Origin of the sequence: Olivibacter sp. CPCC 100613, from assembly GCF_036959255.1 — a bacterium.
In the GTDB taxonomy this organism is placed as follows: Bacteria; Bacteroidota; Bacteroidia; order Sphingobacteriales; family Sphingobacteriaceae; genus Olivibacter.
The window spans coordinates 70,956-90,836 of sequence record NZ_JAWMTI010000011.1; the positions used below are offsets into that span (position 1 = coordinate 70,956).

Genomic DNA, 19,881 nt, shown 5'->3' on the forward strand with positions numbered 1-19,881 from the left:
TAAACACACAAAAAAATGCTTGCACCTACTGTCTATCAAAAAAAGTAAGGCAAATAAAAGAATGGATTTCAAAAACGTTGCTGAAAAGATAATCGAACTAAAAAATGATGACCTGAAGCTTCGGAGCAGGCTCATTCAGGGCGGACAACTGGGAGATGAGTACAACGAGGAAATGGAAAAGATACACAATAGAAATGCGAAAATTCTAAGTAAAGTGATCGACACCATCGGATATCCAACGATTGACAAAGTAGGTACAGAGGCCAGTGAGGCGGCGTGGTTGATTATACAACATGCCATTGGGCAACCTAACTTCATGAAAAAGTGCGCAAAGCTATTGGAAAACGCGGTCATAGAAAAGAAGGCTGACCCGATAAATTTAGCCTATTTGACGGACCGAATAGCAGTCTTTGAAAGAAAAGAACAGCTTTATGGAACTCAATTTGATTGGGATGAAAACGGAAAACTAAGTCCGAATCCCATTGACGATTTAACGAAGGTAAACCAGCGACGAAAATCCATTGGACTGAACACGCTTGAAGAACAAACAGTAATCATAAGACATCAAGCAGAGCGAGAAAATCAATCGCCTCCAAAGGATCTCGAAAAAAGGAAACAAGTAATGGAAAAATGGAAAAAAAAGGTAGGTTGGATAAAATAAACAGATAGCAAAAACCTCGCTATGGAGATTGTCATACATCAGAAGAAAATAACCATTGGGAATAAATATAAAATATTTATCAACCAACAAGCATCCTATCGTGCTTCCAGACAATTGTTTCAATTGTTGGCGGAAATTCTTCTTTTTGACATGCAACAAAGCACACCGGTCCTAAAAATCAATAAACGATTCTACTGGTTTAAAGCAAAATACGATATCCGTACCGAAGATGGTACTGTTTTACGTTTCCGCACAAAGTCATACTGGAAACGACATTATCAATGTCAAATTGGCACAGATTACTATGATATCTATGGTCATCGCGGTAGAAATTATTCGGTTTATAAAAATAATATCCAAATTGCCTGGTGGAAAAGAGGTGCAATTGTTTGGTTCGAGGGAGATAATTATGTAATACAAGCAGATGACACCAGTGATCCAAAGCTACTTATAGCCTTTTGCCTTATCATTGATAATATGAAAGGTAATCATAGAGAAAATATATTAAGCATCCATATCGGACATGTAGGCCTTCAAGTAAAAAGATTTAACCCCCATTGGAAGCCAAAATCAGTAGAATCATAAGTACGAATGAAATACTTGTATTAAAACCGCTATTTCCATCGTCTGTGCGACCATAACCAAAAGGATGGATCTTTTTCAATAGTTTGCTGCAATCGTAAGTTAAAGCCTTGCGTTACTTCCCCCTGTTTCAAGGCATGAATGGTATCTGTTATTAAGGAAAATCGTACATTCCATCCATGTCGGCTTCTTCTACTCAGCTCAACGTAAAACACGACCGCATCGGTTACCTTCGCCAATTTCTCTGCCCCATCGAACATTTGAGTGGTTTGATTTAGAAATAATACGGGTTCTCCATTCGACTCCCCTGGAAATTGGTCAGCAATGAATAGCGTAAGCTGACTTTCCATTTTATTTTTCAGCAAATAGCGCAAGGCTTGATGAGATGGGATCAACCGCACACCAAACCGCGTTCTTACTTTCTTTACAATTTTATCCATCAGCGGATTCTTTAGCGTCTTGTATAAAGCATTCACCCGAAAAGGAAACTTATAAGCTAAAACATTTAGACATTCCCAATTACCATAATGGCCGAGTAATCCGATCATATTACGATGATTGGCATGATAGGCCAAAAGCAACTCCGGATTCTCCACGTGGACTAAATTTGATAAATGATGACGACTGATTGAAAATAATTTGATCAGTTCTACGACAAGCAGGGAAAACTGTTTATAAAACCCCTTGGCGGCGCTATCTATTTCACCGTATCGTTTATGCGGAAAAGAACGCGCCAGGTTCTGCAGCACCACATTGTATCGGTATTTAGTGAGTTGATAGCTTATAAAATAGAGCATACGACCGACGGAGGCAACAAGTAGCTCCATAGGCAACATACTTAGTAGATAAATAAAAAAAAGGGAAATACGATAAAGCGCGTTAATAACTCCTTTACCGATGTTATTGTTCTTATATAAGAAGATAGACATAGTCACATTCGTTATTGATCATCCATCGTTTCGTGTAATCTATCCAGCACCCAGACAAAAACATAGATTAAAAGCAAAACAGATAGGATCAGCGCTATAAAGGCAGCGAGTCCGGTCCAGAGAAAAATTGATATGGAAACGATCATGTTGTTGATTTTTTATTGCTGTATTTCAGCTAATAATCAGACAACCGTGAAAGGAAAGCCCCCTATCGGGCGAGCTATTTATTAACGAAAAAGTTTGGGGAGGATACCGGGGTACTCCAATAACAATCAGCTTCTAATCGCCAACTACTATCTTTTATATTAATTTATAAATCTGATTATGAATCGAAAACCCTGATTAGTAATTACCGTAGGTCGCTATTTCTTGCCTTATCCGTTCGTTAACGTCAATACGCGCTTTCCGGAAAATGAAAATAGTCGTTCCAAATTCACGTGCATAGGGATTGACTACTGAATCTGCAATGGTCGTACTGACAAAAAGAGGACTGGTTGTTCTAAGCTCTTCCGCTACTTCTCCATAATTTTTTATACGTATCAGGTTAACGTACTTTTTATCCAATTCCATCCAATGAATATAATCTGCGTTAAAGGAAACAGCCGTCATCTGTTTTGTTTTCTTATAATAGTTAATCGCTCCCGCCTGTCCGTAATTATCACAAAGCACAAGTGTAGGCTCCCTTTCAGGAAGTGTAGAAAAAGCGAGATCAACCTTGTCTGCCAACTCCTTCCACCCCAACATATCTGCAAAATCCTGGGGGAGCGCATGATCTTTTCCATCTTCCCATTTAAGTAAACCCAACGCACGATAAGTATCCGGATGTTCTAAGATATATGCTGGGCTTTTATTGGGAAATGCAGTGTTATACATCGGTATAAAAAACAAAAAAGGCAACAAGATACAAGCGATTCGCCAATAATTTGCCCTCGTTCTTGTCCCCTTCAATACTTCCCCTAAATAAACAGATCCAAACGCCAAGTAAATAGGATATAGGCCAATGGCATAATAACCTTTCGCTTTTAAGTAAATAAAAACGGCTAATGTAATACAAAATGACCACAAGAAAACACGATACTTGTTAAAGGGTACATAAAAGACTAAAGCATAAAAAGCCGCAAAAAGAACAAACGAAGCACCTAAAAAATAAAGAACTTGTTCTTTCAAAAAGCCTAGTCTACTTACATTGACCAATTGCGTATCTGTTAATTCCTTTAAATGATGGAATACAGGAAAATGATGTACATATTGCCACCACAAATTAGGAGCGATCAGGAGTAAGGTCATTAAAATTGCCTTATAAAACGCAGACTTATAAAATATGGGACGCTGTGCAGTCAGTAGGATCGCCGGAAGAAGCCCAATAAGTATGAAAACAATATTGTATTTGTTCAAGAAGCCGATGGCAAAAATAAAGGCACCGGCATAAAGCCATTTACTATTCGTTGAATTAATATATTTCAAAAAGGTGAAGTAAAAAGCCGTCCAACAAAGAACATCCAATGAATTAGGTTGATACAGAATATTTAATCGCAAAAGAACAGAAAAAAGCAAGGCAGTAGCTGCTAAAATCAGGGCAAACAAATTCCCTTTAAGCTCTTCAACCGCTTTCCAAACGAGCACCAAAGTAAGCGCTCCAAATAAGGCTGGAAAAAATCGTATCCAAAACAACGTATTTCCAAAAAAATAAATAACCTTTGAAATACAGGAGGTAAGCGGCGGAACCGATACAAAACCCCATGCTAAGTGGTTTCCCTGATCAAGATGTAAAAATTCATCACGATGTAATTCGTAAGTCTCGTTGACCAGGGCATATTGCAGCATGAATTTAAGCACAACAAACGTCAGCAGTATACCATTTCTTTTATTCATGATTTTTAGGAAGATCAATATTTGCTTACTCAAACTTAAGCAATTTCTGAGCATGGAAGCATATTCTCACAACTAAAAACTTTGTGCCGGTGAAAATCTTAACAAAAAATTAAACTAAAATAATTAGTAAAACAACTTATTTTATTAGTATTTTTGCCTTGAGACAATGCGCAAATCACCCTTTATTTGTCGTGTTCAAGCGTCTGATTTCTTGGAAGCGATCATTTATTTTGTAACGCGTTGAACATGATAAGTAATAATCACTCATTAAAATTATCGCCATGGACAAGATTGAAGCCCTGAATATCGTAAAAAGCATTTACACCGAGGCGGACCAGATCGGCAATATGCGGCCAATATTCAACAATTTAGCAGAAGATGTAATCTTCCATTCCACCATTCCTGCGGGTACACCTATTAGCGGGACTTTCAAAGGCAAACAGAATGTTATTGATTTTTATACAAATTTGCTGCCGTCAGTCGCTATTTTCCAGCGATTAACGCCATCTGCTTTTGTTATGCGGGACGATCGAGTAATCATTGTGGGTGAGAATATTTTCACCTTGGTTAGCACGGGACAAACGTATTATAGACCTTATGTTTACATTATTAGCATGGTAGATCGGTTGATTGCAGCGATTACTTTAATACAGGACTTTTCGGGAATAAGTGCCATTTATCGAAAAACAAAAAAGCACTGTTAACCGGACAAGACTGGACAATATTGTGCTTAATTTTATATTTTTGGCTGTAAAGCGATTCATTCATTTTGCTTTTTTATAGAAAATATCATTTCTTTACGCCACGAAAATACATATCAGCTTATCTGTATATACACGATTAAATGGTTCCCAGTCAAGATAACATTCAGCTAGCCCATGCAGTAGCTGCCGCCATTGGTATAGATCCACAAGTTTATGCCTATTATGATGATAACAGAGAGAACAGTCTCCACATATTAAACTGTATTGATCCATTGGATGCAAAAAATAAAATCTATTGTACGATTGGCCTATCGGACTACCCGAATGAAATAGAAATGAACAATGGATCGTTGAAAAACGTACCTATTGAACTGATCATGGCAGGCAATAACAGCGGTAGTAAATGGGCTAATATATTGTCGTCCGCAGGTTTCTTTGTGACAAAGAACAAATGGACTTGCCAACCGGGATCTGTATTTAAGAACGTAATCGATCTATATCACGAGAATACCCATTTAAAGCACCTCCTTTTTGTTGAACCTCTAATGTGGCAAGAAAAACTCGAGCAAATGAAACTGGCAACAAAAAAGGTTTATTTTTTATTGCTGATCCCGATTTCTGATGCTGAATGTAAGTATAGAGAAAAGCATGGCTTCGAGGCACTTGAAAAGCTCTTCATGGAAAAAGAAATTAATATTACCGACCTCCATAGACCATCCATTTTATAGTTGATTATCAATAGAGGTCCATTTTGGCCGAAACAGCTCTATGCTTTAAACGCGAGGCCCTTTTCTTGGAGCTTTTGTTTAAGTTTTGGAATTGACCCTGGCCCCATACCGTGCAAATTAAGAATTTCTTTTTCACGAAAAGTAGCCAATTTATCCAAGCTGGTAATACCCTGGTTTTCCAACGCTCTTCGAGCCGGCGCAGCGATCGCAATGAGGAAATCTTCCTCAATTTGACGCTGTTGCTCACAAACAGGACATACAGGACAGTCGCTGCTTTTATAATAGGTATGTCCTTGCTTACAAGTACGGCGTGTTTTAGCTTGTTTAGCCATCTTGAAATAATTAGGTAGACGAGGCACTGTGAATACCCCATCCATAACGCTTTGCAAGCGGTGAAGATCGTAAACAGGCCTGCCCTTTTGAAAAAAAAGCTGTTCTCGCCATCGTTAGATTCCCCTTCAAATCGCTCTTCTGAGCAAAACATTGAAATAAAACATCATCCGATGTGTATTGGTAAGGATGCTTCATGATAAGGTCAAATTGCCTATTGGCAAGCGTCTTCCCCGATTTTTTTTCTGGAGGAATTTCCCCTTTTTTTGCAATACAATCATCCGCCACTGCTATAAAGGTATTTAGGTAGTTAGTCGTATGTATTTTCATCTGTACTTTTTATGCTATTGTTTAAGAACACGACTCCTTTCGCTTCTTCATGTTTGGATCAACTAAAGTAGCAAAAAACAGGTTGAATGACAAGGAGCAGAAATCGTATTAAAGGTTTCCCTTCTTGAGTTCATCTACCGCAAAAGAAACCGCTCGTGCGGTCATCGCCATATACGTTAACGATGGATTCACACAGCCTGAAGATGTCATGGCAGCGCCATCGGTTACAAAAACATTGAGCGCATCCCAAACTTGATTGTGTTCGTTTAATACCGATGTTTTGGGGTCTCTTCCCATCCTTGCTGTACCCATTTCATGAATACCCTGGCCCATCGCAAATACGCTGCTGTATCCTGTTACGTCCTTGACACCAGCGGCCTCGAGCATTTCTTTCCCTTCTTTTATAATATCATCGATCATCTTTTTTTCATTCTCCTTAATTTCTGCATCCATTGCTAGCACGGGCAAACCCCATTTGTCTTTCAGATTTTTATCGATATATACCCTGTTTTCATGATAAGGCAAAATTTCGCCAAAACCCGTAAGACCGATCGACCAGGCATCTGGTTCGCATAGTTCGTCCTTCAGCGCAGCACCAATACTTAATTCTGCAATGGACCTTTGCCATCCCCCCCTTCCCGCTCCTCCTTGATAACCATAACCCCTGATAAAAGAACGCTTATCATCTCCAATATTCTGAAAACGTGGAATATACACGCCATTCGCGCGTCTACCATAAACATATTTATCTGTATAACCTTCTACGACCCCTCTCGCTCCATTACCAAGTGTATGATCCATCACATTATGCCCTAGTTCTCCAGAACTACTTCCCAATCCACCTTCCCATAAATCAGTTGCAGAGTTCATTAATACCCAGGCTGAGTTAAGTGCAGAGGCATTCACAAAAATCACCTTCGCGAAATATTCATAAGTTTGTCCATTTTCAGCATCCAAAATTCGCACACCTTTCGCTTTTTTTGACTCTTTATCATAAAGAATCTCCATAACAATCGACCAAGGTCGAACCGTTAAATTACCTGTTTTAATGGCTGCCGGCAAAGTAGATGACTGGGTACTAAAATAGCCCCCAAAATTACATCCATTGCCACATTGATTTTGATATTGGCAATTAATTCTTCCAGGCAAGGGTTTTGTAATGTTGGCGACTCGACCGATAATCATTTCACGTCGTTGATTATAATGCTTCTTTATCCGGGCCGCCACTTCTTTTTCCACTACATTAAGCTCCATTGGCGGCAAAAATTCGCCATCGGGCAAAATATCGATACCATCGCGATTGCCACTGATACCTGCAAAACGTTCCACATAACTATACCAAGGGGCGAGATCCTTATAACGGATAGGCCAGTCAACTGCTATTCCATCCTTCAAATTAGCAGTAAAATCGATATCACTCATACGGTAACTCTGACGTCCCCATATCAGCGACTTTCCCCCCACCTGATAGCCTCTGATCCAATCAAAACGCTTGACTTCTACATAAGGATTATCAATTTCATTTACAAGAAAATTTACGTTACCTTCTGTCATGGGCCAATAACGTGCCTGTATCGGATGATCATGTAACATTTTTTGACTTCGATTGTTTCGATAAGGATAATTCCAAATATCCTTTGCCGCAAATGTATAATCTTTTACATGTTCCACATTCCGCCCTCGCTCCAACATAAGCGTTTTTAGACCTTTTTCCGTAAGTTCTTTGGCAGCCCAACCGCCACTAATGCCCGACCCAATAACAATGGCATCGTAATTTTTCTGTGTCATGGTTTAAATGTTTAGTTTAGAGGGTAATAGACTCTGCATAAAACAGCAATGCCAACGTTGGCTTTATCGGTATTAAAAATCCCTTGCAAGTTTTTATGACCAAAGTCCATGATATTTATATTGGTTTTATTAAATAGAAATTGTCTCTTTCAAACATAAGAAATTTGGCTTTAATACACAAAAAGATTGAGCGTAATTATTAACCATATTGCTATTTTACAATGGGAAACAATTGTTTGATAACCCAATAAAACTACTTATTTTTTTATTTCATGTAGCAACTGTAAAAAAATAAAAACACCGGATCATCATGATACACCATTTCTTTTGTAAATTTGTACCCCTTCACAACTGATTTTTCCCACATCCCGTTAAGACTATACAATTCCACGTTAAGTCCACGTCAAGTCCACCTTACCCTTAATGTCTCTCCTCAGTTCGTCCTTGCTTCCTTGCTCTTCTATAGTAGTATCTAGTGCGAATATAGCCAGCATAGAACATGGATGTGGATCACATAGGGAGAGAAGAATGTAACGTAAATTTCATTTCTCATCCTGTCAATCTAAATTTCTTGTTACATGCTACAACATTTTCCTACCTTGTACGTCTAACACATTAAAAAATTAAACGAATGTTCAGTAGAATATTATTTATCATACCAATTTGGTTGATTTTGGATTTTTACTTTTTTCAATCCTTAAAATCCGTTACTCAGAGCTTATCAAGTGCCACCAGATATGGAGTTCACTGGGCCTACTGGCTGTTTGATATTCTCCTGATCGCGGTGATTTTATTTTTGATGTTTGTCAGCCCAAAACTAATGCCCCCCAAGTATATTTTTATACTGGTTGGTCTTGTTTTACTTACCTTGATTCCGAAACTATTAGCACTTCCTTTTCTTTTATTAGAAGACGTAAGCCGTTTGGGAAGTTATGCGTGGAACTTCAAAAATAATGTTCCTTACCCCGAAAGGCGAAAATTTATCGGGCAAATTATACTGGGCATTAGCTCTATTCCTTTTTTGGCAATTATTTATGGCATGTCAAAAGGTAAATATCAGTATAAAGTACATCATCATACTTTGTTTTTTGACGATCTCCCGGATGCTTTCAACGATTTTACGATTACCCAATTATCCGATATACACTGCGGCAGCTTTACAGATCATGCCTCGGTGAAAAGAGGAGTCGAATTGGCAAATGAACAACAAAGTGATTTGTTAGTGTTTACGGGCGACTTGGTAAATAACGAATCGATCGAACTGGATGAATGGCAAAGTTTATTTGCCCGTTTAAATGCGCCATTCGGTGTGTATTCTATTTTGGGAAACCACGACTACGGTGATTATACGGAGTGGCCCTCCCCAGAAGCGAAAACAGCTAATTTGAATCGGCTAAAAACGATGCAAAAAGAGATGGGCTTCCGCCTATTGCTTGATGAACATGTCAAATTGGAAAAAAACGGTCAATTTATCAACTTAGTAGGTGTACAAAACTGGGGTAAAAATTTTGCCCGATACGGTAACTTGGAAAAAGCCATGTCTACTGTTGACAAAGACAGCTTTACCGTATTATTATCACATGATCCAACACACTGGGAAGCTGAAATCCTACCACACGTCAGACCTGTACACTTAACATTAGCGGGTCATACACACGGCATGCAATTCGGTATCGAAATTCCGGGTTTTAGATGGAGTGCTGTTAAATATATTTATAACCAATGGGCGGGATTGTATAATAAAGGAGCGCAATATATTAATGTAAATCGTGGTTTTGGATTTATTGGATTCTCGGGAAGAGTTGGTATTTGGCCCGAAATCAGTGTAATTACCTTGAAGAAAAGAACAGCTTAAGTTCTTCGGCACTATCGATTGGGTTAACATAAAAATTAAGGGGAAGCTAAACAGGGATTTCACATGTGCTGTATGTTACGGTATTCGTATTAAACGAATGTTTTTTTAAGTGAAATCCCTGAAATGCTAAAACGGTTTATTATATTTGAAGAGGCTTTTTAGGCAGTAGCTTGCAACTTTTGGGTTGTTGGCTTTCCACTGCATCTGCCTGTGGGCATATAGACAAACCTTGTGCCCAACAACAAATAACCAATAACAAACAACAAATAGCCAAAAAACCGTCATGAAACTAAAAACAATTACATTATTTCTTTTATCTTATTCTTTGCGATTAACGGCAGCAGAAAAGCGACCTGCCGATTATGTGAATACACTGCAAGGAACGAATTCAAAACATGAACTAACACGAGGGAATACCTATCCAACAACAGCATTGCCATTTGGTATGCATACTTGGACGCCACAAACCGGAAAAAATGGAGACGGTTGGAAGTACCAGTATTTTAAAAAGACTTTAAGAGGTTTTCAACAAGCGCATCAGTGCAGTTCATGGACAAATGATTATGCTGTATTTTCTTTTTTTCCAACGATTGACAGTCTACAGGTAGACGAAGAAAAGCGAGCGACGGGATTTTCACATGAAAAGGAAATTGCCAAGCCCTATTACTATCAGGTAAAAATGGATAATCATATCCAAACTGAAATGGCTCCAACAGAAAGAGGAGCGCATCTACGCTTTACCTTCCCAAAAGGTCATAAAGCCTTTTTGGTACTTGATGGATATACAGGCTATAGTTTGGTAAAGATATTACCGAAAGAGCGGAAAATCATCGGTTATGTGCATAATGGCCGCGGATTTAAAGAGGGTTTTAAAAGCTTCTTCGTGGCCGAGTTTGATCAGCCGTTTCTTGATTATGGCACGTGGGAGAACAGGGAAAACACGACCGATGCACGGACTTTGGAAGCAGAAGGTGATGGAAAGGGTGCTTATTTAGTGTTCAAACCAGGTGCAACTGTACAAGTTAAAGTAGCCTCTTCTTATATCAGTCAAGAGCAGGCTGAACTTAATTTAGATAGAGAACTGGGAGGTGATAAAAAGCTGGAAGTAACCAAAAATCGTGCGGCTACTATTTGGAATAAGCATTTGGGAAGAATTAAGGTGGAAGGTGGCAGTGAAGAAGACAAAGCGACCTTTTATAGCTGCTTCTTCAGAGCAAGTCTTTTTTCCCGTCAGTATTTTGAGTACGATAAGGACGGTAAACCCTATTATTGCAGTCCATATGATGGAAAAGTGTATCCGGGCCATATGTTTACAGATACTGGTTTTTGGGACACGTTTAGGGCACAATTTCCATTGAACGCATTACTTTACCCTACGATGCATGGCCAATATATGCAAGCTTTGCTCGCAGCCTATGAACAATGTGGTTGGTTGCCTTCTTGGTCTTTTCCAAGCGAAGCAGGCAGTATGATAGGCAATCATGCCATTTCTTTGTTGGCCGATGCCTGGGCTAAGGGCATCCATACATTTGACCCTAAAAAAGCACTGGAAGCCTATTTACATGAAGCGACCAACAAAGGCCCTTGGGGGCCGGCCAACGGTCGGGATGGATGGAAAGAATATTACCAATTGGGTTATGTTCCGTACCCGGAAGTAAGAGAGGCTACGGCCAAAACGCTGGAATATGCTTACGATGATTTTTGCGGTTATCAATTGGCAAAAATGACCGATCAGCCCTTTTACACGGACATTTTCAAACGGCAAATGTTTAACTATCGGAACGTCTACGACTCCAAAACCCGATTTATGCGCGGAAGAGATAAAAATGGTAACTGGAACAGCAATTTCGATCCCGCCGAATGGGGTGGTCCTTTTACTGAAGGAAACGCCTGGCACTGGGTTTGGTCAGTTTTCCATGACACAAAGGGACTGATTAAACTCTTAGGTGGAGATGCAAATTTTATTGCTAAACTAGACTCCGTATTTACCGAACCGAACCGCGTGAATGTAGGTACTTATGGCGGCTTGATTCATGAAATGACGGAAATGGTGATGGCCAACATGGGGCAATATGCACACGGTAATCAACCCATCCAACACATGGTTTATCTGTACAACTACGCCGGCCAACCGTGGAAATCACAATATCGTGCACGTGAAGTCATGCGCAAGCTTTACAACAGCACAGAAAACGGCTATCCCGGTGATGAGGACCAAGGACAAACCTCTTCCTGGTATGTATTAAGTGCGCTAGGTTTCTACAGTGTTTGTCCGGGAACCGATCAATATGTCCTGGGAAGCCCGGTATTTAATAAAATCACCATTAGTTTAGAAAATGGGAAAGAATTTATTATTCAAGCGGATAACAATAACACCGACAATGTATACATACAAAAAGTTTCATTAAATGGACAACCCTATTCAAAAAACTATATTCGCTACGCAGATATAAGCAATGGGGGTATCCTATCATTAGAGATGGGTGCTGATCCGAATAAGGAAAGAGGAGTAAAAGAAGAAGACAGGCCTTTCTCTGTTAGTAGTTCATTTGTTGAAATGGAATAAAAAGGATAGTTTAATTGATTTACAAAGAGCCTGTTTAAAATTCGGCTAATAATCATTAAACAGGCTCTTTGTATCATATATTTTTTCTAAGTTTGCATAACGGAAATGATGCCTTCCGATTGAACCGCCTTAAAAAGCTGATGGTGTCTACTAAATAACAGGAGAATATCAGTAGGTCACATTCTTGTGGGCCTGGTATTTCATGTAAAGTGGACACATAGCTTTGTATATCATGATAAATAAAATCTTCTCGCTTGAACAGGTTCGCATTTTTAAAAATTTACTGCGATGGACCTTTATTATATTACCTGTTTCTATTGCGATAGGCAGTATGGTGGCCTTATTTCTATGGGCTCTTCATCTCTCCATCCGCTTCCGTTTTGAACACCCTTGGTTACTTTACCTGCTCCCTTTAGCGGGCTTAACTATTCATTTTGCCTATAAATTATACGGAAAAAATGCAGAACGGGGCAATAATTTAATTATCGATGAAATTCACCGTCCAGGCGGCGGCATTCCTAAACGCATGGCCCCCCTGGTACTATTAAGTACCGTTGTTACTCATCTTTTTGGGGGATCCGCGGGCAGAGAAGGTACGGCAGTGCAAATAGGCGGAAGTATAGCACAAGCCTTCAGTAAGTGGTTTGGTTTAAACGAAAAAGAAACCGGTATTCTATTGACCGCTGGTGTAGCTGCAGGTTTTGGTGCCGTATTTGGTACACCACTAACCGGTGCCATCTTTGCGCTCGAAGTGTTAACCATCGGACGCATTCAATACCAAGCCGTTTTTCCCTGCTTAGTGGCAAGCCTTATCGGCGACCTTACCGTTTCGGCATGGCAGGTCCATCATACGAGTTACCGGATCGATGCAATTGATATTCCAAATTATTTTGACGCCTATTTCTCGTTGAACCCTTTGCTGTTAATAAAAGTTGTAATCGCCTCAATTGCCTTTGGTTTAGCCAGTTTATTATTTGCGCAAATGGTCCATAGGATGAAGCATTTTTTCCTGAGCGTTTTTTCTAAAACATGGATTGTGCCTATGGTGGGTGGGCTAACGATCATTCTCTTAACATTTATTTTAGGTAAACCCGATTATTTGAGCTTAGGTGTTGATGCGGAATATAATGGCGCGATTACCATCCCATCCGCTTTCCAAGCTGGCGGGGCTGATACCTGGAGTTGGCTGTGGAAAACCATTTATACCAGCGTCACCCTAAGCAGCGGCTTTAAAGGTGGCGAAGTGACACCGCTATTCTATATTGGAGCAACCTTGGGAAATACCTTATCAACGTTATTAGATGCACCCGTCAGTCTTTTTGCTGCCTTAGGTTTTCTGGCCGTTTTTGCCGGTGCCACCAATACTCCCCTGGCTTGTACTATTATGGGCGTTGAGCTGTTCGGAGGAGAATATGTACTCTACTTCGCCATCGCTTGTTATACGGCTTATTTTTTCAGTGGACATAATGGAATCTATAGTGCACAAAAGATGGCCATCAAGAAATTGGATTCCGAATAATGTGATCTAAGAAATAGGTTAATGACGTTGAAGAAAGCGTAAACCGTAAAGCAAAACAGATAGTACACGCTACCCTGGTTTTCTTCATCAAAACGTATATAATGCCATCGTACGTTCCCCGTAACGATATCCTTTTTATGATTCTTTTTTAAGTTTATTAACCTATGTTATACTGAAATAGCAGCAAACTTCTGCTGATAGACGAAGGACCTCCGGAAGTACCAGAATCATCGCTGAAGCTTAATTTACAAAGCGTGGAGGTTAATCCAGGGCTCCGAATACTTTCTTCAACAGTGACGTACTTCTGAACGCGGCATTATCGCGCACACCTTTTTCCTTTTCGGCAACCATTTTAAATACACCGCTCAATGTTTCTTCGGTTACGTACTGGTTTAGGTCGGGCGTAACATTTTGTTTGGTAATACTATTATATTTTGTAATGATCTGATTCCATACCTTATCTGCGCCTACCTTACCTAACGAATTTTCAACTTTTGGTTCAAAAGCCTGGTAAAGCTGTGTAGAAGTTTTGCCCTTTAGATAACTGGTAGCGGCTGTATCTGTTCCTAGAAGAATCTTCTTTGCATCGTCAAAAGTCATGGACGTTATGGCGTTCGCAAAAATAGGTACCCCTTCTGTCACGGCATCTTCTGCCGCTCTGTTCAAGAGTTTAATTCCTTCATCTGCTAGACTTCCCATCCCCATCATCCGCAAGGTGGATTCCACTTTCTGCAATTTTTCAGGTAATAAAATTTTAACAAGACTATTTTTGTAAAAACCGTCTTCAGTTCCTAATTTCTTAATTCCTTCTTCAACACCGATATTAAGTGCCTGTTTGAGTGCTCCTGAAACATCCGTAGTACTTAAATTCTCCACCGCACTTTTACTGTTACTATTCGATTGATTGCTTGTACTACTATCTGTATTCGTATGTTGTTCAACTGTCTTTTTTACTTTTTCAAAAATGCTCTGGGCTTGCAGGTTCAAAGAAAGGATCAGACCAAACAGCATCAAGGATAGAATTTTAAGGGCTCTTTTCATGTTTTTGAAATTGTATATCTTCATCATTCGGGCTAAATATAAGAAAGTTCTTCGCTGAAATTTTAATATATTGCTTTCATTTTCCGATATAATTTATGTTCGAGGTACTATTTGAACACATTAGTAAAAAAATTTCGCTTCAAGAAACGGAGATGGAACGATTAAAAACGTTCTTCATCCCAAAAAAATATCGCAAGAAACAGTATATGTTACAACAGGGCGATGTATGTAAGTATATTGCCTTTGTTGAAAAGGGCATGTTGCGATCCTATCAAGTCGATGATAAAGGAAGTGAACATATTATTCAATTTGCTTCTGAGGGCTGGTGGATAGGTGATAATTACAGCTTCCTGACGGGCTTGCCCGCCAGCTACGATATTGATATACTGGAAGATGCAGAAGTGCTGCTTATTACACAACCCCGTATGGAAGAGATGCTACAGGCCATACCTTCTATGGAACGTTACATGCGCCTATTGATGCAACATAGTTTGATCAGTATGCAACGACGAATTGCCTGCACACTGAGCACACAGGCAGAAGAACGATACCTCGGCTTTATCGCTGAGCATCCAAACCTTGGTCAGCGCGTGCCGCAGCATATGCTAGCTTCTTTTCTAGGTATGACACCCGAAACCTTAAGTCGGATTAGAAAACAATTGCTGAAGAAGGGCTAGTTATTGGTTGCTCGTTATTCGTTGTTAGTTATTGGTTATTGGCCCTCAGCTTATGGTGGATCATGTAAAACTTATACCTTCTCCTTTATTGCCTTTGTCCTACCCTTGATCTATATCAATCAAATTTCTTATTCTATATCAATGGAGTAGGATTTCTTTGTCGCTACCTTTGTTTTAGAAAGACGGAGGAAGCATGAAGACGAAACAAACGATTGCGATTGTTGGAGCTACCGGAAAAATGGGCGCTGCTTTAGCGAAGAGCTTGGCAAAGAGTTCATATCGCTTATTGCTTATGGGAACTGATGAGGTTAAGCTTCAAAGTTTATATGAGCAAGTTCAGAAAATCCATAAAGAAGTAGATGCGGACTGGATTTTATGTCCGATCGATGCCAGTTGGGAAGCGGATATCATTGTTTTAGCCGTCCCCTATACAGCAGAGAAAGAATTAGCACGCAAAATAAAGGCGGTAAGCACCGGCAAAATCGTTATCAGCATTTCCAATCCGATAACACCCGATTTCCAAGGATCATTACTATCGGAGCACGATAGCGCGGCTGAAGAATTGCAGGCCCTTCTACCCCATTCCAAAGTGGTAAAGGCCTTTAATACTACTTTCGCCGCCAACTTTGGTCAACCGATATTTTCAGGCCAAAGAGCAGACTGCTTCTTAGCTGGCAATGATGAGGAAGCTTTAAAGCAGACGCAAGCACTTGTTCAAGAAGTTGGCTTCAAGCCTGTTATTGCGGGAAACTTAGCAACAAGGAGGACGCTGGAAAACATGCAGATTCTTTTGATGCAATTAGGTATAAAAAATCATTATAACTGGCGTGCAGGATGGAAAATCTTACACGATTAATGAAGCACCGACACCCTAAGATAGAAAAAGTAATAACAAAACATGTAAAGGACTTAAATGAATACGTTAAGCGCATTTAATCAATACACAAACTCACTTGCACCGAATGGTGAACTTATGCCCGTGCTTTTCATTGGCCATGGTTCGCCCATGAATGGCATTGAACATAATGTTTATAGTGAAAATTGGCGAAACATTGCAAAAAAAATTCCCACCCCTGTAAGTGTTTTAGTCATATCTGCCCATTGGTTAACGAAAGGGACAGGAATTACCGCTATGAATGCTCCAAAGACGATTCATGACTTCGGCGGATTTCCAGAAGCCTTATACGATGTACAATACCCGGCCCCGGGTAATCCCAAACTCGCCGAGGAAACTACCAAACTCATCAAGAAGACACCGGTAGTACTCGATCATGATTGGGGTTTGGACCATGGTGCATGGACCGTCGTCAGGCATATGTATCCATTGGCAGACATCCCTGTATTGCAATTGAGCATTGACTATACGAAAGATGCTGCTTATCACTATGATCTGGGGGCTCAGCTCTATGCGCTTCGAAAAAGGGGCGTGCTTATCATCGGGAGCGGAAACATGGTACATAATTTACGGATGGTTTCCTGGCAGCATATGCACGAAACAAATTATGGTTATGATTGGGCTGTACAAATGAACAATACGTTTAAAGATTTAATTACAAATGGTGATCACGCGCATTTAATACGTTATGAACAGCTTGGCAAAGAAGCTTCATTAGCCATTCCAACACCTGACCATTACTATCCTTTAATCTATACGCTCGCGTTACAGGGAAAAAAAGACGAAGCGCATTTTTTTAATGATTATGTTGTTGGGGGGTCACTTACCATGACATCTGTGATTTTTAGTGAAAAGGATTAAAGCGGAAGGCAGAAAGTGAGTAAAAATTGAACGATATATATTAAATAAAACTAACATTGATTGATATGAAAATTGCATTAATTGGTGCCACTGGATTTGTAGGCAAAACAATTTTAAATGAATTATTAAATCGCGGAGAGGAAGTAACTGCTTTATTACGAGATCCGTCTAAACTGGATATTCAGAACGAAAAGTTGCATCGCGCTAAGGTAGATGTATTGGATACGGAAAATTTCGCAAAAGTCGTAGCGGGCTTCGATTTGGTGATCAGTGCTTATAATGCCGGTTGGACAAACCCGAACTTATACGATGATTTCCTCAAAGGTTCGAAAGCTATTCAGGACGGTGTTAAAAAAGCAGGAGTTAGAAGATTATTGGTCGTTGGAGGTGCAGGGAGCTTATACGCAGCTGAAGGTTTGCAAATTGTTGATTCACCCGAATTTCCGACCGATTGGAAACCAGGTGCTAAAGCAGCCCGTGATTATTTGAATATCTTAAAAGAAGAAAAAGAACTTGATTGGACATTTTTAAGTCCCGCTCCCGAAATGCATCAAGGCTTACCGAGAGAACGCAAGGGTCTGTATCGTACCGGCACGGATTATCCTGTTGTCGATGAAAACGGTAGAAGTTGGATAACAGTAGATGACCTAGCAGTAGCCATTGTTGACGAGGCACTACATCCGAAACACATTAAACAACGCTTCACGGTGGCTTACTAAGCTAAAAAGAGAGGGCATCAGTTCCTTTTTAAGGGTGGTAGCGCTAAAAACGAAAGGTCTCCAATCGGGGAGACTGAAGACCTTTACTAACCAATTATAAACCTAAATTATGATGACACAAAGATAACATCGGGAACGTTCTCTGCAAAATTTTTTTGGCGTTTTAACATATTTTAACATTCTGCTAAAACATTTTAATGGTGGAACTTCAAATTACAAATCCACGTGATAATCCTTCTTAACAGGTTCCCCTTTCCAGGCTTTTGACATCGTCCATTCTTCGAAAGGCGCGGACCCTTCTCACAACTCGCAACCGGCAACTCACAACCAATTACGACAGCAATGACCTGAAACCTATGCTACAAATTTTGCACAATAATATCTGTTATGTAAGTTTGATCGCAGAAGATATCATATAGATGCCGTGGCTTTTTAAAAAAATCGACAATATCCAACTGGTCCTTTTTAGGATTTTCTTTGGAGTCTTAATATTATTGGAATGCTGGGGCGCTATTGCAACCGGCTGGGTAAGGGAAACCTTCGTTGCCCCCGAATTCATCTTTACTTTTTTGGGTTTTGAATGGACCCGGTTTTTATTGGGGGATACGATGTATTACTTATTTACGGTACTCGGACTATGCGGTCTTTGCATTGCCCTGGGCTACCGATATCGGATTAGCATGCTGCTGTTCAGTTTGGGATGGTCACTCGTTTATTTCATGCAAAAGTCGAATTATAATAATCATTATTATTTATTGATGCTCATCGCATGGTTTATGGTTTTTATGCCCGCCCACCAGGCATACTCATTTGACATTAAACATAAACGCACGGTACATCGGCAAAGCATGTTCGGCTGGCAGCGTTATTTATTTATTGGGCAGCTGTTAATTGTATACACTTTTGCCGGTATCGCTAAATTATATCCGGGATGGTACAATGGACAGTACCTGCACTTACGCCTTTCAGATTCCGCCAATTGGTTTAACGCTCATTTTTCCTGGCACACGTTTTCCGATTTGCTTTCTTCGGGAGGCTTCGCTCGGCTCTTATCTTGGCTTGGCATCGGATTTGACTTGCTCATTGTTCCCCTTTTGTTATGGAAACCCACGCGCAATATAGCTTTTATTGCCGCGGTTACTTTTCATATCTTTAATTCAATCACCTTACATATCGGTATTTTCCCCTACTTTGCTTTGGCATTGGCGATATTTTGTTATCCCCCACACGTAATCAGAAAAAGATTCGGTTTTGCTCCGATAACTGACGTTCAATCAATGGCACCACCGGTTAAAAATCACAAGGCCTGCATTTCATTCGTTCTTATTTTTTACCTAGTCTGGCAATGCTATTTACCTTTACGCCACCATTTAATTGCAGGCGATGTATTATGGACGGAAGAAGGACATCGTTTAGCATGGCGTATGATGTTAAGGCGAAAATCGGGCAGAATAACTTTTTATGTTGTTAATAAAGAAACCAACGAGAGAACGATCGTGCGTCTGCAGGCGTATTTAACTCCTCATCAAATTCATTTCCTAAGTACAGCTCCCGATGCTATTTGGCAATTTGCCCGGCATCTAAAAGAAGTATACCGCCAAAAAGGACAAGAGATTTCCGTTTTTGCTCATAGTCTAATCTCTGTCAATGGCAGTCCTTATGTTCCTTTCCTTAACACGAACGTCGATTTAGCAGCCATCCCCTGGCAATATTTCTCACATCAATCTTGGATTTTAGAAGCTCCGGAAGCAATTTACGGGACAGGGAACGCTCTTCCAAAGCAGCACCTACCTTTTTAAGACAATAAAATCTCCGGCATATGAC

19 protein-coding genes and 1 riboswitch are annotated in these 19,881 nt (G+C 40.0%); of the genes, 12 read left to right on the forward strand and 7 right to left on the reverse strand.

Going from position 1 to position 19,881, the window contains the following annotated elements; translation table 11 throughout:
* Positions 1-61: 61 nt before the first annotated feature.
* Both RYH73_RS24040 and RYH73_RS24045 read left to right on the forward strand, forming a co-directional pair.
* Positions 62-661, forward strand: a complete 600-nt coding sequence (locus tag RYH73_RS24040; protein WP_335315995.1) for a DUF6624 domain-containing protein — start codon at positions 62-64, stop codon at positions 659-661.
* 21 nt (positions 662-682) lie between these two features.
* The gene (locus RYH73_RS24045) at positions 683-1,246 is read left to right on the forward strand and encodes a hypothetical protein (RefSeq protein WP_335315996.1); all 564 of its coding nucleotides are present in this window, start codon (positions 683-685) and stop codon (positions 1,244-1,246) included.
* Between the two features lie 29 nt (positions 1,247-1,275).
* Here the strand turns inward: RYH73_RS24045 and RYH73_RS24050 are convergent, their stop codons facing one another.
* The 3 genes from RYH73_RS24050 to RYH73_RS24060 form a co-directional block, all read right to left on the reverse strand.
* The gene (locus RYH73_RS24050) at positions 1,276-2,172 is read right to left on the reverse strand and encodes a lysophospholipid acyltransferase family protein (RefSeq protein ID WP_335315997.1); all 897 of its coding nucleotides are present in this window, start codon (positions 2,170-2,172) and stop codon (positions 1,276-1,278) included.
* Between the two features lie 11 nt (positions 2,173-2,183).
* Positions 2,184-2,318: a hypothetical protein gene (locus RYH73_RS24055; protein WP_335315998.1), complete on the reverse strand. Its 135-nt coding sequence runs from the start codon at positions 2,316-2,318 to the stop codon at positions 2,184-2,186.
* A gap of 196 nt (positions 2,319-2,514) precedes the next feature.
* Positions 2,515-4,044 carry an ArnT family glycosyltransferase gene (locus RYH73_RS24060; RefSeq protein WP_335315999.1) on the reverse strand — a complete coding sequence of 510 codons (1,530 nt, stop codon included), beginning with the start codon at positions 4,042-4,044 and terminating at the stop codon, positions 2,515-2,517.
* Positions 4,045-4,325: 281 nt separating this feature from the next.
* Between RYH73_RS24060 and RYH73_RS24065 the strand changes: the two genes are divergently transcribed.
* Both RYH73_RS24065 and RYH73_RS24070 read left to right on the forward strand, forming a co-directional pair.
* Entirely contained in the window at positions 4,326-4,748 is a 423-nt protein-coding gene (locus tag RYH73_RS24065) for a nuclear transport factor 2 family protein (protein ID WP_335316000.1), read from the forward strand.
* 140 nt (positions 4,749-4,888) lie between these two features.
* Positions 4,889-5,476 (forward strand): suppressor of fused domain protein, encoded by a 588-nt coding sequence (locus RYH73_RS24070; RefSeq protein ID WP_335316001.1) that lies wholly within the window; start codon positions 4,889-4,891, stop codon positions 5,474-5,476.
* A 38-nt stretch (positions 5,477-5,514) separates the two neighbouring features.
* Here RYH73_RS24070 and RYH73_RS24075 read toward each other — a convergent pair whose 3' ends face one another.
* The 3 genes from RYH73_RS24075 to RYH73_RS24085 all read right to left on the reverse strand — a co-directional run bounded on the left by RYH73_RS24075 (position 5,515) and on the right by RYH73_RS24085 (position 7,924).
* Positions 5,515-5,808: a hypothetical protein gene (locus RYH73_RS24075; RefSeq protein ID WP_335316002.1), complete on the reverse strand. Its 294-nt coding sequence runs from the start codon at positions 5,806-5,808 to the stop codon at positions 5,515-5,517.
* Positions 5,809-5,818: 10 nt separating this feature from the next.
* Entirely contained in the window at positions 5,819-6,136 is a 318-nt protein-coding gene (locus RYH73_RS24080) for a DUF6157 family protein (protein WP_335316003.1), read from the reverse strand.
* A 108-nt stretch (positions 6,137-6,244) separates the two neighbouring features.
* Positions 6,245-7,924, reverse strand: a complete 1,680-nt coding sequence (locus RYH73_RS24085) for a GMC family oxidoreductase (protein ID WP_335316004.1) — start codon at positions 7,922-7,924, stop codon at positions 6,245-6,247.
* Between the two features lie 820 nt (positions 7,925-8,744).
* Here RYH73_RS24085 and RYH73_RS24090 point away from each other — a divergent pair.
* The 3 genes from RYH73_RS24090 (at position 8,745) to RYH73_RS24100 (ending at position 13,864) form a co-directional block, all read left to right on the forward strand.
* On the forward strand, positions 8,745-9,779 hold the full coding sequence (locus tag RYH73_RS24090; RefSeq protein WP_335316005.1) for a metallophosphoesterase: 1,035 nt from the start codon (positions 8,745-8,747) through the stop codon (positions 9,777-9,779).
* 283 nt (positions 9,780-10,062) lie between these two features.
* Positions 10,063-12,345 carry a GH92 family glycosyl hydrolase gene (locus RYH73_RS24095; protein ID WP_335316006.1) on the forward strand — a complete coding sequence of 761 codons (2,283 nt, stop codon included), beginning with the start codon at positions 10,063-10,065 and terminating at the stop codon, positions 12,343-12,345.
* A 92-nt stretch (positions 12,346-12,437) separates the two neighbouring features.
* Positions 12,438-12,502: riboswitch (Fluoride riboswitch) on the forward strand.
* A gap of 75 nt (positions 12,503-12,577) precedes the next feature.
* Positions 12,578-13,864, forward strand: coding sequence for a voltage-gated chloride channel family protein (locus tag RYH73_RS24100; RefSeq protein WP_335316007.1), 1,287 nt, complete (start codon positions 12,578-12,580; stop codon positions 13,862-13,864).
* Between the two features lie 261 nt (positions 13,865-14,125).
* Here RYH73_RS24100 and RYH73_RS24105 read toward each other — a convergent pair whose 3' ends face one another.
* Positions 14,126-14,905: a DUF4197 domain-containing protein gene (locus RYH73_RS24105; protein ID WP_335316008.1), complete on the reverse strand. Its 780-nt coding sequence runs from the start codon at positions 14,903-14,905 to the stop codon at positions 14,126-14,128.
* Positions 14,906-15,057: 152 nt separating this feature from the next.
* On the opposite strand from RYH73_RS24105, the gene RYH73_RS24110 reads away from it, so the two are divergent.
* The 5 genes from RYH73_RS24110 to RYH73_RS24130 all read left to right on the forward strand — a co-directional run bounded on the left by RYH73_RS24110 (position 15,058) and on the right by RYH73_RS24130 (position 19,856).
* Entirely contained in the window at positions 15,058-15,582 is a 525-nt protein-coding gene (locus RYH73_RS24110; protein WP_335316009.1) for a Crp/Fnr family transcriptional regulator, read from the forward strand.
* 193 nt (positions 15,583-15,775) lie between these two features.
* Complete coding sequence (locus RYH73_RS24115; protein ID WP_335316010.1) at positions 15,776-16,438, forward strand: NADPH-dependent F420 reductase; 663 nt, start codon at positions 15,776-15,778, stop codon at positions 16,436-16,438.
* 57 nt (positions 16,439-16,495) lie between these two features.
* Entirely contained in the window at positions 16,496-17,338 is an 843-nt protein-coding gene (ygiD, locus tag RYH73_RS24120; RefSeq protein ID WP_335316011.1) for a 4,5-DOPA dioxygenase extradiol, read from the forward strand.
* Between the two features lie 65 nt (positions 17,339-17,403).
* Positions 17,404-18,057, forward strand: coding sequence for an NAD(P)-dependent oxidoreductase (locus tag RYH73_RS24125; RefSeq protein ID WP_335316012.1), 654 nt, complete (start codon positions 17,404-17,406; stop codon positions 18,055-18,057).
* 419 nt (positions 18,058-18,476) lie between these two features.
* The gene (locus tag RYH73_RS24130) at positions 18,477-19,856 is read left to right on the forward strand and encodes an HTTM domain-containing protein (protein ID WP_335316013.1); all 1,380 of its coding nucleotides are present in this window, start codon (positions 18,477-18,479) and stop codon (positions 19,854-19,856) included.
* The last annotated feature ends 25 nt before the right edge of the window (positions 19,857-19,881 follow it).